This is a genomic window from Idiomarina sp. PL1-037 (assembly GCF_034422975.1).
In the GTDB taxonomy this organism is placed as follows: Bacteria; Pseudomonadota; Gammaproteobacteria; order Enterobacterales; family Alteromonadaceae; genus Idiomarina.
Genome location: NZ_CP139873.1, coordinates 409,987 through 426,217, shown reverse-complemented (window position 1 = coordinate 426,217; position 16,231 = coordinate 409,987). Strand labels below are relative to the sequence as shown.

14 protein-coding genes are annotated in these 16,231 nt (G+C 46.8%); all 14 read right to left on the bottom strand.

Annotation, left to right across the window (positions count from 1 at the left end; genetic code table 11):
• Window positions 1-2: 2 nt before the first annotated feature.
• Complete coding sequence (locus U0358_RS02015; protein WP_317497811.1) at window positions 3-1,046, bottom strand: rod shape-determining protein; 1,044 nt, start codon at window positions 1,044-1,046, stop codon at window positions 3-5.
• 58 nt (window positions 1,047-1,104) lie between these two features.
• A complete protein-coding gene (locus U0358_RS02010; protein ID WP_322406854.1) occupies window positions 1,105-2,964 on the bottom strand; it encodes a formylglycine-generating enzyme family protein in 1,860 nt (619 codons plus the stop codon).
• Between the two features lie 197 nt (window positions 2,965-3,161).
• Entirely contained in the window at window positions 3,162-7,400 is a 4,239-nt protein-coding gene (locus U0358_RS02005) for a LamG-like jellyroll fold domain-containing protein (protein ID WP_322406852.1), read from the bottom strand.
• The gene (locus U0358_RS02000; protein WP_322406851.1) at window positions 7,397-7,825 is read right to left on the bottom strand and encodes a Type II secretory pathway component; all 429 of its coding nucleotides are present in this window, start codon (window positions 7,823-7,825) and stop codon (window positions 7,397-7,399) included. The genes U0358_RS02005 and U0358_RS02000 overlap by 4 nt, the downstream gene beginning before the upstream one ends.
• Window positions 7,815-8,633 carry a PulJ/GspJ family protein gene (locus U0358_RS01995; RefSeq protein WP_322406850.1) on the bottom strand — a complete coding sequence of 273 codons (819 nt, stop codon included), beginning with the start codon at window positions 8,631-8,633 and terminating at the stop codon, window positions 7,815-7,817. Before U0358_RS01995 ends, U0358_RS02000 begins: the two co-directional genes overlap by 11 nt.
• Window positions 8,633-9,166, bottom strand: coding sequence for a prepilin-type N-terminal cleavage/methylation domain-containing protein (locus U0358_RS01990; protein WP_322406849.1), 534 nt, complete (start codon window positions 9,164-9,166; stop codon window positions 8,633-8,635). The genes U0358_RS01995 and U0358_RS01990 overlap by 1 nt, the downstream gene beginning before the upstream one ends.
• Window positions 9,156-9,590, bottom strand: coding sequence for a prepilin-type N-terminal cleavage/methylation domain-containing protein (locus U0358_RS01985; RefSeq protein WP_322406847.1), 435 nt, complete (start codon window positions 9,588-9,590; stop codon window positions 9,156-9,158). Before U0358_RS01985 ends, U0358_RS01990 begins: the two co-directional genes overlap by 11 nt.
• Window positions 9,591-9,647: 57 nt before the next feature.
• Entirely contained in the window at window positions 9,648-10,154 is a 507-nt protein-coding gene (locus U0358_RS01980; protein ID WP_322406846.1) for a prepilin-type N-terminal cleavage/methylation domain-containing protein, read from the bottom strand.
• Window positions 10,155-10,181: 27 nt separating this feature from the next.
• Window positions 10,182-10,787 carry a prepilin-type N-terminal cleavage/methylation domain-containing protein gene (locus tag U0358_RS01975; protein ID WP_322406845.1) on the bottom strand — a complete coding sequence of 202 codons (606 nt, stop codon included), beginning with the start codon at window positions 10,785-10,787 and terminating at the stop codon, window positions 10,182-10,184.
• A 63-nt stretch (window positions 10,788-10,850) separates the two neighbouring features.
• Window positions 10,851-11,300, bottom strand: a complete 450-nt coding sequence (locus U0358_RS01970) for a Type II secretory pathway component (RefSeq protein ID WP_322406844.1) — start codon at window positions 11,298-11,300, stop codon at window positions 10,851-10,853.
• Window positions 11,300-12,538, bottom strand: coding sequence for a type II secretion system F family protein (locus tag U0358_RS01965; protein WP_322406843.1), 1,239 nt, complete (start codon window positions 12,536-12,538; stop codon window positions 11,300-11,302). Before U0358_RS01965 ends, U0358_RS01970 begins: the two co-directional genes overlap by 1 nt.
• On the bottom strand, window positions 12,538-14,253 hold the full coding sequence (locus U0358_RS01960) for a GspE/PulE family protein (RefSeq protein ID WP_317497801.1): 1,716 nt from the start codon (window positions 14,251-14,253) through the stop codon (window positions 12,538-12,540). Before U0358_RS01960 ends, U0358_RS01965 begins: the two co-directional genes overlap by 1 nt.
• Window positions 14,250-15,326 carry a tetratricopeptide repeat protein gene (locus tag U0358_RS01955; RefSeq protein ID WP_322406842.1) on the bottom strand — a complete coding sequence of 359 codons (1,077 nt, stop codon included), beginning with the start codon at window positions 15,324-15,326 and terminating at the stop codon, window positions 14,250-14,252. Before U0358_RS01955 ends, U0358_RS01960 begins: the two co-directional genes overlap by 4 nt.
• Entirely contained in the window at window positions 15,323-16,231 is a 909-nt protein-coding gene (locus U0358_RS01950) for an ExeA family protein (protein WP_322406841.1), read from the bottom strand. Before U0358_RS01950 ends, U0358_RS01955 begins: the two co-directional genes overlap by 4 nt.

The following is a 16,231-nucleotide window of genomic DNA, read 5'->3' as shown; positions in this document are numbered from 1 at the left end:
AATTACTCATAACTGAATAAATCACCACCATGCATATCAATCATTTCCAGCGCTTTACCACCGCCTCGTGCAACACAGGTTAGCGGATCATCAGCAATAATAACCGGGATGCCTGTTTCTTCCAGAAGCAAGCGGTCAATGTCTTTCAATAACGCACCACCACCGGTAAGAACCATGCCTCGCTCGGAAATGTCCGATGCAAGCTCAGGTGGAGATTGCTCCAGCGCAACCATAACGGCACTGACAATCCCCATTAAAGGTTCCTGCAAAGCTTCCAGGATTTCATTACTGTTAAGAGTAAAGGAACGCGGAACTCCTTCAGCAAGATTACGGCCACGAACTTCGATTTCTTTCAGTTCTTCGCCCGGGAAAGCTGAACCAATTTCGTGCTTAATACGCTCTGCTGTCGCATCGCCTATCAATGCACCAAAATTACGGCGAACATAACTAATAATTGCTTCGTCAAATTTATCGCCACCAATACGAACCGATGATGAATAAACCACACCGTTTAAGGAAATAATGGCAACTTCAGTTGTACCACCACCAATATCGACCACCATAGAGCCTGTAGCTTCAGACACCGGTAAGCCTGCACCAATAGCGGCAGCCATAGGCTCATCAATTAAGTAAACCTCGCGCGCACCGGCACCCAGTGCAGATTCGCGAATAGCACGACGTTCTACCTGGGTTGAACCGCATGGAACACAGACTAAAACTCTTGGGCTTGGCCGGAAATAATGACTATCGTGCACCTGCTTGATGAAAAACTGGAGCATTTTCTCGCACACATAAAAGTCTGCAATAACACCGTCTTTCATAGGACGAATGGCACGAATGTTACCTGGTGTACGACCCAGCATTTGCTTTGCTGCTGCACCAACGGCGGCGATAGATTTTGGCCCACCTGAACGTTCCTGACGAATGGCAACAACAGACGGCTCGTTCAGAACGATGCCTTCATCTTTGACGTAGATAAGCGTGTTCGCTGTTCCAAGGTCAATAGAAAGATCGTTTGAAAAAAGGCCGCGAATTTTTTTAAACATGAAGCGGTATATCCCTACTTATAAGCTAACAGAGTGACAGCAAAGAGCTCAGTAATACTCACTGAGCTCTTACAACACGGAATCCAATGTAGTTGGAGTTAAAATCTGACGGAAGTTCCATTTTTGTAGAAACTCTTGCCAAACTTGGCGTAAAGTTCCAGGCACCGCCCTTCACTACCACACCGTCATCGGTTTTAGCCCACTCCCAGACATTACCGACAGTATCGTATAATCCCCAGGGGTTACGATGAAAGCTCGCGACTGGAGCAGGGCGTATATTTGACCAATCTGTACCACAGTTACGACAGTTTGCTTTGCCATAACCGACATCATTTCCCCACCAGAAATCGGTTTCCGAACCGGCGCGTGCCGCGTATTCCCATTCTGCTTCAGTAGGAAGACTGTATTCAAATCCACTTTTCTGTGTAAGCCACTCAGCGTAGGCTTGTGCATCGTTAAAGCTGACGCAAACCACTGGTGAGCTTTGTGACTGTTTAAACCCAGGATTTTTCCACGTAAGTTTTTCGTTAAACTGCGGACGACCATTGCTCAGGCTTGCGCAAGTACCGTTTTTTTCAGCTTCGGTGACATAGGCCGTATCTTCCACAAAGTTACCAAATTGCTCAACCGTAATCTCAGTGTCAGAAATACCCAATGCGGTCGGAATTTCACGCGTTTCGGCCGGACGTTCGTTCGGTAAACCATTGCCGACCAAGTCGCCCATTTTAAATTTACCCGCGGGAACAACAACCAGTTCAGGACCACGAACATCGCGATACAGAATGTCCTGAATTTTTTCGCCACGAGTAAAGGAGTAATCAGATTTCTCTAATTCAGCACGAATAGCGGTAGCGTCTTTCAGTAAAATTTTCTCCGCGTAGGCAGAGTAACCATACTTAAGAATTTCAACCTGATGTTCACCGCCGGGCAACATTACTTCCAACGGCGTGGAACCATAGCTTACACCATCGATAACAACTTCATCATCATACACGTTAGAGCGTATGGTTAACGGGTGCATGACGGAGCTATCAACCGTTTCCTCATCACCCGCTTGCAGCTCCCCCGGCCGTTGCTCCGACGCACAATATCGCATATCAACGTTCAATAGCGTACAAGCCTGACTTTGGGGTAACTGACCACGCAGTTCAACCGCCAGTTTTACGCCGTAGTTACCTGCACCACTAAAGCCATTACTGACCGTTTTAGAACCTAAAATTTGTACATTCGGACTGGCTTTTTCAATGTTTTCGCGAGCGAGAGAGGCTTCACTTAAACCATCCAGAATGGTATCAAGATATTGTTTCGATGCTTTTTGCTTAGCCATGAGCTTGCCGCGATTTTCACACTGCCCCAGTGTTTCCTGGCGGTCACAGCTAATTGACTGACTCACTTCAAGTTCGCCAGTACGGTTAAACTCACTTTCTAAGCGATCGACACGAGCTAAATTGCGTTGCTCTTTAAGCGTTTCAATTTCATTAATAAGACTGTGTTTGCTTACACGCGCTTCTTCTACTTCGCGTGCTTTTTCATTAACCAGACTCACTTGCTGCTTAATGTCTGCTTTATTCTGTTGATGGGCCATAACGGCTTGCTTGTACGCTTCTTGGGCGCCAGCAATGTCGATTGTTGGGTCTTCCACCAAACGTTGGTAGCGGTCATTCATTTCCGCCAATGCTGATTCACGTTTCGCTTCCAGTTCGCTGTTGCGCTCACGCAAGTTTTGAAGCTTTTCCCGCAGGTTCCGCTCTTCTTGCTGAAGCGTGTTTACAGTACCAGAAAAGTTTTCAAAATCGCTCTCTAGAGTCGAAATTTGGTTAGCAATTTCTTCGACAGTCATCTCCTGCTGAGCAAGAGCCGTCGAGGCGAATGTCAATGTAGAGGCCATTACCAAGGCCAGTCGAGCCAATCGCATCATGTTTCCATTCCAAGCTTGAAAAAATAACAAAGCGGCGTAAAAGCCAAAGCTGTAGTCGCACTATCGTTATTGTAATAATTATGAGCGTTCGTCAACGCCCGCATTTTTCGTTTAAACTCTGCTTTATGCTATTTGCTTGTTAACAAAAGAGCAAGAGGCATTGTCATCGAATTGTCGATTAATCGTTATAATTCGTTCTACCAACCGACTTCCTGCCAGTAAATTTGGCGGTCGCTGCCGCGATAGATACCAATTAATGCTTCTGCTTGAGGATCATCATCTAAGTAACCATTGCCCACCCAGTCAAACCGTAAATAATCTTTAGCCCCTAAGTCATAATTAAAAATAAACTTTGACTGCTCTGTTAACTTTGTCCAACGAATAAGTTCTTCTGTTGAAAATACACTACCTAAAGGCAGTAATTGACCTTTTTTTAGTGTTTTTGAGTCAGGAATATCTGCCAACTCAGGGTTCGTATCTATAGTATTACCGTCCAGATCGGTAGCACTGAGCAAACTCACGGCATCACTGCGAAATTCGAAACAGTTATCCCAATCATTTGCAACAAATGATGCTCCGTTCCAGTATTCAACCACGGCCTCAACAGGCAAGGGATCTGTAGAACCACCGTAAATATTCTGCAAGCGTAAGCGGCCAAACCGAAGTTCTGCTTCATCAAATAAGACATAAGTGAAGCCTCCACTGCTGAGAGTGCCTCCTTCTATTGTTGAGTAATAATTATTACCCTCGCCATCGTTAATTTGAATGCCAAGCTGATAATCTTCTATCGGACCTTCAAAGTTATAAGGTTCGCTTTCGTCGTAGTTCTCTGCTCTTGGATAGGTAATAAAAGCATTATTTAAGCTACCAACCCCTTCTGTCCAATCCATCGTAAAATATGACGCGGCACTTTTTTGCGGCTGCTCGCCAACAAGCGTTTTTGTTAAATCCCCGAAACCTTTATATAGAAGCGTAACTTCATCAGGAGCTCGAACAGCTTCATAATTTTGGGTGATATCTCCATTTACATTTAGCGCTTCAAAATAAACCGTATTAGCTAATTCTTGCGGCTCTCCAATGTAAAAAAACGGCTGTCCACTCCCTCTGTTACAAATATTTGCAAACTCATTCGCATACATAACAAAACGAGCGGGTATAAAACGACCGATAGTCTTTGTGCCTGTAAAGTTACCCGGTGAGGCATGGTATTCAGGGAAGTATTTCTTACCTTTTACCTCTGCTACGATATTTACGGTACCAACTTCAGAATAGGTCACCGAATTAGAGCTATAATGTGGGTCAGAAACATCATCTGATCTACTAAATGTTGACTCTCCCTCCAATTCACCCAAAACGGCATCGCTTGTTGAGTGCGCATTTTCTTGTAGCTCTAACTCATAAGGCGCGCCAAAGTTTGGAGTTACTTTTCCGTTGGCATTAAGCGGTTCTAAATTTACCTTAAAAGCTTCTCCAGCTTTAGCTAAAACGCCATTTTGATATTCTATTCCGTCATCATCATTAGCAATAATAGGAGTAATTTCGATATCGTTTGGGGTCCAAACGAAGGGTGCAGACGTTCCCTTCAGTGTAGCTCCATTAGCATATTCAGCGCTTGCTGTCAGTGAAACGGCCCCCGCATCACCGTACGTCATGAAGAAGCCAGCTTCTGAACTTTCGAAATTTATCGGGACTGAAGTTAAATTATTTTTAACCTGCGTATAACCATTATCACTATCGTCTTTAATAAAAAAGCCGAGGTTGGGATCGTTGGCCGACGGGCAACTGGTGGGATTTACACACTGAAATTTAAGCCCGACATTCAATAGACTTTCAGTAAAATCTGAACAAGTTAGTGCGTTATCATCTGTCCGCACCGCACGTAAGAACACTTTTTGTTTATTAGGTTCTTTTGAATAATCTATTCCTGATATTTTACGACTAATCTCATTCAGCCCTTCACTGGAAGCCGGATCGCTAAAAATAAAACCGGCCTGTGTAAGTTCTATTTCACAATTTGTGGTCTCTACGCCATCGACAAAGCAACGCGTGGGGGCATCCAACGTTTTATCGGTCAGTACCACCGAGTAGGCACCCGCTGCATCTTTTACTATTGTCGTTTTGGCCGCTCCCCCTAGATCTAATGATTTAGCTGACCAGTCTGCAGTCTTTGACTCCGCTCCACCTTGCTGCAGTTCAAACGTTACATTGGCAGATTGTTGATAAATGTCGTCACAGTTATTATCAACACAGGCTACACCGGTAACCGTTGCTCCCGCGCACGAAACTACACTCCCTGGAAAGTCTAATCGATAATGGTTTACTGATTCTGATGAGGTACCATCACCACTACATACCTGAAATAAATCAAATTCATGAATATTGGTAGAGCCACCCGTACTGCCGGCAAAGCTGATATAGAATTGATTGGGAATTGCCGGCTGCAAATTTGAAATATCATTATTTTGGTACAATGAAATATAGTTATTACCCTGACCCGAGATGTCTCTCAACACTTCGACACTAACGGCGCTCGTGTCGGTATTATCGACCACAACTTTATATAAATGGCCTGGTTCAGGTCTATTGGCGGACGCATCGTCGATACCCGGACTCAATGTTCCAGAAGTGTCAATATACTGATACTCTTGACGGCCTGCTACCGCATCTTCGGCACCTCTCAAGGTTACGCTGTCTGGTGTACGCCCAATCCCGCCATTTCTGTCTTCGGTTGCATTTGCAAAATTGCCATAAGCATCAAAACCAATACCTAACCAACCACCATCGAAGCCAGGGTTACCATTGGAATTGGCATAACCTAATGAACCACCAAATTGGCCAGCATTAGCGGGGACTTTATCCGACAAGACCAACGCAATACCGTCCGCACCACTCCCATCATAAGCGTATAACCTGAAGGTTACTTCAACCCTACTCCCAGCGGCTGCCACCGGCTGCTTTAAGGTAATTGCCGTGGTTTGATTCTGCGCGTTCTCTGTTAACCTTAAGCGCGGTGAAGGGCTGCCAGAATTAATTATTCCTGGTACCGTATCACCACTTTCGATAACGTCCCAATCATCCGAAAATGATGTTTCATCCAGATCAGGTGCAAAGCACACTTGTCCTAATGTTTCACATAGTGAGGTTTGCTGAGCAACCGCCAGTAATTGACTGTCTGTCAGTGATTCATTGAAAACCGATAGTTCATCCATATCACCATCGAAATATCGAGTCTGATTAAAGTCATTACCAAGAATGAAGGGGCGGTCGTTGGTTGTTAATCCTCCGCCGTAGTTTTCCGTGGTCTTTGAAACCGTATTAAACTCATCATCAATTATTGTAATGCTTTGTTCGCCATCTTTATAGCGAATAGCGACGTACTGCCATACTCCTAAGGAAACCGCTGTAGAACTATTGAACTGTCGAATACCGCCAGATTCAGTATTCCACCACCAGTTAATAATCCCATCGTCACGAACATGAAACTCATAATTCGTATCTTTCGAAACAATCGTCATCAGGCTTGAGGAAGGGTTGAAGGTTGTAGGCTTAACCCAAACCCCCACGGTAAATTCTTCTCCCGTACCAAAATCGAGTTGGTCGTTTAAACCATTAGCGTCGTCATCAATTTGTATCGACTGACTTTGAGTGTAATCGAATTCGCCATAGCCACAGGTTCCCTCACCACTGAAATCCGTGGGTATTGCGGGAGTGTTATTGCTCCAGGCTACGCTGCTGGTTCCGTCAAACTCATTTCCGGAACTGTCAATGATCTGGCCCGGTGCGTTATTCCAAGGACCATCGTTCAGCTTCCAGTTGAGTAGCGAGGACAGTGGTTGAGGCGACGCAGCAGAACAAAATTGACCGCCATTCAAGGGAAACTCGGGAGCAACGTACGTTAAACTAGGTGGTGTCGGGCTGCCAAAACCACTTAAATAAAAACTTCCTGTGCTTACACTTATCGCACCTTCTATCTCTATTTGGTTATTCCCATTAGCTCCCCGCTGAATAAACAAAGTCCCGCCAACGTAGATGTAACCCTTAATAGTTACATTCCTCTCAATCGTCAAATCTCCCGTAACGACTAAAATAAATTCATCCGGAGTACCATCTATATTGATTTGTCGCTCCTCTTGGATGGTTAAATCCCCGTCAATATACACTCTCGATGTTGGGCCATTAGTATCATAATTTGCACCAACGTCAGTAAAGCCTCCAAATGGAGCTACACGAAGGTAGTCAATGGGTTGAAGTTGTTTTGGTAAGGGGTTTTGATTTTCTTTTTCCGGTAACTCGATGGGCTTGGGTGCTGAATTACCAGAATAAACTGACGCCTTAGGCCAAACATCTTTGCACTGAACAGCGCCGTTGTTACTTTGCGCATACAAAGACATTGGCGTTATTACAAGGAATAGAGCCAGAAACAAATAACGCCTCATTCCACCGTCCTCGTTTCGATCGCCACTTTGCGAGTGGTGATGGTATTTCCGGCTTCGCAGGTTCCTGTGGACTCAAGCCTATAATGCGTATCACCGCCAGAGTAATTGAATGAGTCGCAAACAACGTCGGAACGGCATTGGGATAGCCCACCGCCGCTGTAATTAACTGTGGTACTATTCACCTCCGAGCAGTCGGCGATATTATTGTTCAAAGGAAATAATTCGCTCATTGCGACTTGCAAACCACTTTGTGCCGCCATAAATGCTCGGTTACCATAAACCTCAACAACGGTTGAGTCAGAACTTGTACGGACTAACTGAGAGAGAACGCTGACTAACAACCCCAAAACAACGATCACGAAGATAGCAACAACTAATGCGCTACCTCGTTGACGGTGTGTTGAATAAAAACCATTAAGGTGCATTGGGAATATGAATCTCTTGGTTGAAGAAAAGCCGTTCACCAACAGCCGTTTCATACTCTAAGAATACGTGTATGACGTTATTTCGCAACAGCGTAGCATTCTCAACTTCGAAGGGAACCTTTGTGCCGGCGGACGTTAAGTTGATAACCCTCTCGCCGATGAGCTCGTTCGCCGAAGCTATTGGAGTCTGATTCCAGCCGTAATCGCTGTAACGCTTTATTTTACCATCCATTTGAACACAAAAACTTACGGGTGATCGGCCAACATAAAGACGCTGACGTGACGACTCTTCCGCAAAATAAAAACCGGATTCTAAAGCCACTGTAGTCTGTTGGCCAGTGCGACTTTGATTACTGTCTACCCGACTCCAGCGGCGTTCGCCGTCAGGTTTGTCCGGGTAAATAAAATCCGGACGGGTCGCGTAGATAAATAGTCGGTCGTTGTTTAACGATCCTGAATTGATACTAGTCCAGCCGGTCGCCATAGTGACTAACTCTAACGACTCAGGGGCGGAGCTGGTGAATGGTGCATTATAATAAGTACCCGCCACTTTAATGGGAACAAACTCCAGGCACTCGCTACCATCCGCTAACGTCAGTACACGCGCGCTATTGGGTACCGAATTACGTAATTCTCGCGTGATTCGCTCGATGGTAAAGCGACTCTGGTCAAGCAGCTTTACCCGTTCAGCACCAGTCACGTACATTTCTGACCCCAGGCCAACAAAACGAAAGCTAAAAATAGAAACTATCGATAACAGCACAATAACGATGACAAGCTCAATGAGGGTAAAACCATTATTCCGCATTACCAGTTACCTCTGCGCCCTGAGAACTCAATACGCTGATCTTGAGGAGTAATGATGACAATATCGATACGTTTTACCTGATCATCTTCAGGTTCACTTATTCTGACTTCAGCACCAAAACCACTGTAATAATTGGTATCGATAGCGTTACCAAAAATGTTTTCTAAATCGCTGTTATTGATACCCAGACAGTTAAAGTCGTCCACATCATCAAAGTCTTCACGCGTTTCCGAGCCATTTGTATTGGGAAGTGGGTTACCTGGACCGGCACAGCTTGTTGCAGGTGTGGTACAGGGACCGCCGCCCTCCCCACAACGTACAAGTGCGCTGTTATTTTCATCAAACTTGCGTGCCATGATTTCATTCATCAAACTTTGGCCGAGTTCGGCTGCGCGGACTTGCTGCCAGGGGTCCACCGTTTGACGGAATAGTGGCCCCATTCCTGCTGTTACGACCGCTACGACAATAGCAATAACAACAATGCCGATGATGATTTCGATAAGAGTGAAGCCTTTTGATTGCTTAACACTCATTAATGTAACCCTCTTTATTTATGCAGAGATCACGACTTGTACCTGAGCCCTCGGTAAAGGTAATAGTGCATCCACCACTACATTGTTCGGTTGGTCTGCCTAAACCATCAAAACCAATAGTTGCAGGTAAAGAGCCGGAGAATGAAAAGGTAACATTGTCGGCATTACTTATCTGCCGATTGTTCTCTTCGATAAAAGGAGGAGCGCCGAGGGTATTTTCTGATACGACAGAGGAGTAATTACCCGTAGTATCCTGCATAGCTTGTAACTGAATGCCGCGCAAAATACTCATTGCTTGTTGCCGTAAAACTTGGCTTTTTGTACCCGAGTTATCAAAAAAGACGGGGCCGGCAGATACGGCGAGGATACCGATAATCACCAGTATAATGATGAGTTCAATAAGTGTGAAACCCCGGAGTTTCATCGGAAGCTCCTAGTTTGCAGGTACGCACAAACGCACGCACCTACAAAGAAAATAGACTTAACAGTCAGATGTATCTGTTGTAATTACCGGAGGAGTATTAGCGTCAGCTGCATCAGCGTAATTTACCTGACAAGTTCCAGCGCTAGTCAAATCCGTACCTGTATCGTCTACTGATTCAGCTGGGGCAATGTAAATAGTGGTTCCATCAACTGTATAAACCCAGTCTTGCCCAGCAAAGTCATCTGTTGAGGTTGTGTCATAGGCACTCAAATTCGCGGCAGTAGCAATTCCTGCCTGTGTGGCTGCTGGGTAACCATTCACGGTAGCTACACCATTAACCGGCACGGGAGTAGCCGAAGTACCATCCAAATCATCATCGATAGCTGCTCTTGCATAGACTGTTTGGGCAGCGCCCTGTAAAGCACCTTTCAAACCTTTAACTGTAGAAGTACGAGCATCACTAGAAAAATTAATAAACTGAGGCGCAGCGGTTACTGCTAAAATCCCCAAAACGACAATAACGATGATCAGTTCGATCAGGGTAAAACCTTTTTGATTACGCATAATTAATACTCTCAATGGTTGAAAAAATTACTGGTTGTTGCTGTGAATACTCACGCCGCCATTACGTGGATTATAAACGAAAGCATTGCCTACTGTCAGATAATCATCACCCGATGGCGCGTCTGCTTCATTTTTTATGGTGTTACCTAAATAATAAACACACATATCGTTACCTGCTGCGCTATCTTGTGTTACGTAAGTAAAATAGCGGGTTTCGTTCAGGTTATTAAAATTGGTTGTGACCGTTGGCGCGCCCTGCAAAATGGACTGCATAACACTGACGCAGTCCGTTGCTACTAAATTTTCGTCGTGCGCATTTGCATTGTCACCACTCACCGGGTATCCCGTGCTTCCATCAACGTATAACAGAATTTGGTCCATGGACACTTCTGCGCCGGCTCCCGTTCCGTTTGCCCCTTTCGGACGACCGCTAAGTTCCCATTCGCCGCGCACAATGCCAACTGCACTGGCAAAACCACCGGCAACCCCTTCCAGGGCAGCGTCTTCAGCATCCGATGACACATCGGTAAACCGCGGAATGGCGGCGGCTGCCAACAGGCCGAGAATGACGACAACAATAATCAGCTCAATGATGGTAAAACCCTGCTGTTTTTTGCTCATTTTAGCTCTCATACTAAAACTCCAATAGAATCCATCTTATGACATTTCCTTAACACTTAACACTGGGTTGCCGGGTTATTTCCGAACAACCTGACCCCGGTCACTTTTATAAGTAAACCAAGGGCTTTGGTTAATTCTGTAATGGCAATTCCCGTTTTCTAATTCTGTATCTAAAGCACTGCCCGGCACATTGCTGCCCAAGCGCTGCCACAGCTGCAAACACCCCGGTTCAACAGACGGCCAGCCTTGCTCATTCATTACGACAGTGGTTTGCTGCGCTTTACTTTCATAAAGCAAAGCAACGTCTTTTGGTTTACCGCGCCGCATCCACTCAGTTCTGGCCAGCCAAAGCGAGTCAATAAAACGCGAAACCGCAATATCTAACTCGGTCTGACGCCATTTCTGCGGCTCTTCAACCAGTACCATTTTGCCGGCCACTGCGCCAAGTACCAACAACAACAATACCACCAGAATATTCTGCAGCCGCTGAATACCCTTGCGCTCATCCGTTGCGGCTCTGGTCATTATCGTCCCTGATACGCACTCATCATGTCCCACATTGGGGTAAATATGCCCAGCGCGAGAATCAATACCATAACCGCCACAACGGCTATCATTAATGGCTCAATACGAGCGGTTAAGGTTTTGAGATCGTAGTCGGTTTCGCGTTCGTAATATTCGGCGACCTCTAACAGCAAAACATCAACCCGGCCGGTTTCTTCACCAACCGATATCATTTGCAAAATTAATGGCGTAAACAGGCCTGACTGACGGGCAACTCGCGACAAGTTTTCGCCTCGTTCAATGCCGCGGCGCATTTCAATAATACGTTTTTCCATCCAGGCGTTATCCACCGCTTCGGCAACCAAAGATAAAGCCTGTGTCAGTGGAACGCCGGCTCCTATCATGACCGAAAAGCTGCGGGCAAAACGACCTAGCATAGAACGCATTAAAATGGAGCCAATAATGGGTGTTTTCAACTTTAGGCTGTCCCACTTCAGTCTTCCGTTGTCTGTTGCTATGTAATACCGCAGACCAAAATAAGCCCCGACCATTGCAATCAACAACATATGCCAATAGGCGACGAAAAAATTAGACGAGCCCAACAAGGCGCGGGTTGCCCAGGGCAGTTCAACATTAAACCGGCTGAACATAGAAGCGAAAGTTGGAATAACAAAAATGTTCAGTACAAACATGGCAATGACGAGCGCAATAAGAACAAAGCTTGGGTAGCGGGTTGCGGCTTTTATTCGCTTTCTGGTGTCTTGTTCTTTCTCTAAATAAACCGACAGCTGCTGAAAGGATTCTTCCAGCTGCCCGGTATTTTCGCCCACATGCACAATAGCAATGACCAGCCTGGGGAAAACACCCCGGTGCTGGGACATTGCTGTCGATAAATTACGGCCCTGCTCCAGTTGGCCATGCACATCCTGTAAAGTCTTACGTAAGCGCTTGTTCTGGGTTGTGTCTGCCAGCCCTTCAATAGCCCGCAGCATAGGAATACCAGCTTGCGTCAGCGAATACATTTGGCGACAAAATATAATCAGTTCGTCCAGCGACACTTTTTGCTGAAACGCAGACTTTAAACTTTCTCCAAAGCCGCTGCCCAGCAAAGAGAAGTTCTGGCGTTTTACCGAATGAATCGATAACGGCACCAAGCCGCGACGCATCAGTACATCGGCGGCATTGCGCTCATCACTGGCATCCAGTGAGCCCTGCTGCAACTGTCCGGCTTTATCCCGTGCACGATACCGAAACTGCATTAGATACTGTCCTCAACACTTTCTGCCAGAAACAATACCTCATCAACGCTGGTAACCCCCTCCCGAGCATAGTCCAGTGCCACTGTCGCCATGGACTGATACCCTGGGTGAGCTTTAGCCGCCGTCGCGAATTCGCGGGTATTCCCGTCTCTTAACGCATCCATCATTGCAGTGTTCATCTCGAGCAGTTCAAACACACCAATACGCCCACGGTAGCCGGTATGGTTGCATGTCTGGCAGCCCACTCCGCGTTTAAAAGAATAGCCCGAACTTCCCTCTTTCAAATGCTCCAGCCACTGACTTTCAGCTTCATCGGGCTGATAATCTTCGGTGCATTTATCGCAAACCCGGCGTACTAAACGCTGAGCCAAAATGCCGCGCAAAGCTGCGGCCACTAAATAAGGCGGCGCGCCCATATCAATTAAGCGCATGGCGCTGGTAATAGCATCATTGGTATGTAATGTGGATAAAACCAGGTGACCGGTAATAGAGCCGCGCAAACCTATTTCAACGGTTTCATGGTCGCGCATCTCACCCACCATGATAATGTCGGGATCCTGACGTAAGGTGGTGCGCAAAACCCGTGAGAAATCCAGCCCAATTTTACTGTTCACCTGCACCTGCGAAATACGCGGCAGACGATACTCAACCGGGTCTTCTACCGTAATCACTTTTTTGCCTTCGGTATTCAGCTCGCTAAGTGCACCGTATAAGGTCGTGGTTTTTCCCGAGCCGGTAGGCCCGGTTACCAGAAGCATGCCGTGCGGACGTTTAATTAAAGCCCGTATACGCTTAACAATAGCGTCAGGCATCCCCGTTTGCTCCAGCGACAACAGCCCGGCAGACTGATCCAGCAAACGCAATACACAGGACTCGCCATACTGAACCGGCATGGTTGATACCCGAACGTCGATACTGTGTTTGCGGATTTTCATATTAAACCGACCGTCCTGCGGCAGACGTCGTTCAGAAATATCCAGCCCGGCCATAAGCTTTAAACGCAAAACCAGGGCGTTTGCTATGTTGGTTTCATCTAATACGTTTTCCTGCAGCACACCATCCACACGTTGACGGATCCTTAATTTTCGGTCGTCCGGCTCTATGTGAATGTCGGAGGCTCTGACCTGCACTGCGTCTTCAAAAATGGACTGCAGCAATTTAGCTACTGTGGCTTCATCGGTGTCGTCATCAAGACTTAACTGCCCCAGCTCAAACTCACTGGTGTCGTCGTACTCATCTTGTAATTGGCTGGCAAAGGTTTCAATTTCTTTGGTGCGTCGATAAAGGTTATCAAAAGCCTGCATCAATTCGCCTTCAGGCACGACTGCCAACTCTACGTGACGCGGAGCAAGTAACTGATTTATCGCATCAATTGAAGACAAGTCGGCCGGGTCACTCATACCAACCAGAGCTTTTTTCTCGTCGGCTTCAATAACCAGAGCCCGGTGGCGACGCGCCTGAACTTCCGGAAGCAGCTTGAAGGCTTCTGGTGGGATTTTACGCTCTGAGATACTAATAAGCGGCAGCTTTAACTGTTGCGCCAGAAACTCGAGCAGCTGATGTTCCGAAATAAAGCCCAGGTCGGTTAGGGTTGCACCCAGTTTACGCCCACTAACATTTTGCTCTTCCAGTGCTTTTTGCAGTTGCTCTTCACTGATGATTTGCTCGTGAACCAGCAAATCACCCAGTCGCATTTTAAGACGAGGACGCTTCATTGCTCACCTGTTGATTCAGTTGCCTTTAATGTCACAATTTGCTGCTCAATAAAGTCGAGAGTCGGCTGATGCTTGATTCGCTTTAAAGCTGCCTTGTAGGATGCCACCGCCGCCTCAGGCGCAAATTCCTGTTGAGCCACCGCCTTACCTAAATACCAGCGGCCCTGCGCAGGTTCAGACTCAATAAGACGTTGATACGCGTCAGCCGCTGCCTTGTAGTCACCCTGCGACTGGGCCAACAACGCCTGTTTCTGGACATATTCCGGATAGGCACCAGCGTCTGGTGTCGCTTGCTTCAATAAGCTCAGCGCAGCTGCAGGCCGCGCTTCTTTTTCGAGAATACGGGCACTTAACAGACGAAACTCAAAGTCATCCGGGTTCAGCTTAAAACCGGCTTCCAGCGTTGTTAATGCCTGCGATACCTTATTCCGGCCAAACTGCAAAGCCGCCAGCTTTTTTCGCACCTCTTTATTTTCAGGTGTAACAGCAAGCGCCTTACGCCAATGGTCTTCTGCCGACGTTAAGCGTCCCTGTTGCTGAGCTTTTTGCGCTTTTTCAATATGTTGTGCGGAAATTTCTGCTGGCGAGAGCTGCACGGCTTGCTTACTAAACTCACCATTTTTTTGCGTCTCGCTTTCGGTCTCTTCAGCGGCCAAAACAGGCTCTTCTGGGAGGGGCTCTGCTTTTTCGGCTATTTCCTGCTCGGTTTCAGTAACCGTAACCGGCTCTAAGTCTCGTACCTCTATTTCATTAGATTGCTGCGAGTCAGTTTCAGAGCGAGCCGTGCGCTCAGCTGGAACTTTTATCACCGCAGTGTCAATAAGTGGCTTAACCCGTTCCTGCACTTTCTGAGCTTCAACCGGGTCACTCTCTGTTACCGTCATCGTATTTCCTGAACCCGACCGCCACCAGAAAATAACTAAAGCCAGAACAATCACCAGCATCAGCGCCAGCAACCATAACCCTAAACGATGGCTACTGCGGCGCTCAACGGCGCTACTCGCCGCCCTTTTCGAGAAGGGCTGTTGCCCCCGACGATCTAAATCTTTCAAAACTTTATTAATAACGCTCATAGCGAACCACCCATTTGCCAATAACTGAGCGCGGCTGCCACCAGAAAAAGTACGCACACAGACACAGTTACGGGAAGCCATACAGAGCGAGTCAATTCTGTGTCTTCAGTATCATTAACCGCTAACTTTAGGTCCCGCGTCGACAGTTGATGACGTCCTTCACCATAAGCCAGCAGCAGCATTTTATGACACAGCATGTTAATTAAACGGGGTACGCCACGGCTGCAACGGTGTAATCGCCGGACTAACTTCCAGTCAAATATCGGAGTGCCCTGATAACCGGCAACATCCATACGGTGCGCTATATAATCGGCCGTTTCACCCGCGTTCATGGCGGTTAATTTATGCGAAAAACTGATTCGCTGACGAAGTTGCCTAAAGGCTTTTTGTGACAAACGCTCATCCAGTTCCGGCTGACCCAGTAAAACAATATGCACCAATTTACGCCGTTCGGTTTCTAAGTTGGACAGTAAGCGCAAAGCTTCGAGACTTTTTTCCGGTAGCGCCTGTGCCTCATCAATGAGTATCACCACGGCCTGCCCGTTTTTATTTATATCGAGCAAGCGCTGTTGTAGTGCCCGCGCCAGCTGCTGCTGGTTGGTCATTTCTTCGGTTTCCAGGTCCAGCTCCTGAGCAATGGCCAGCCTCAGTTCTGCCGGGTCAAGGTATGAGTCCGGAACATAAGCGGTTTTAAAAAAGTCAGGAATGTCGTTTAATAAACGTCGGCACAGCAAGGTTTTACCGGTTCCGACTTCTCCGGTAATTTTAATAAAGCCTTCACCAGTTTTTAACGCCGTTAAAACCACCTCGAAAGCCTCGTGATGGCTGTTCAAGTCGAAGTAGAACTGCGTGTTCGGCGTTATCGTAAAGGGCAGTTCGCGTAAGCCGTAATGGTATAAGTACAT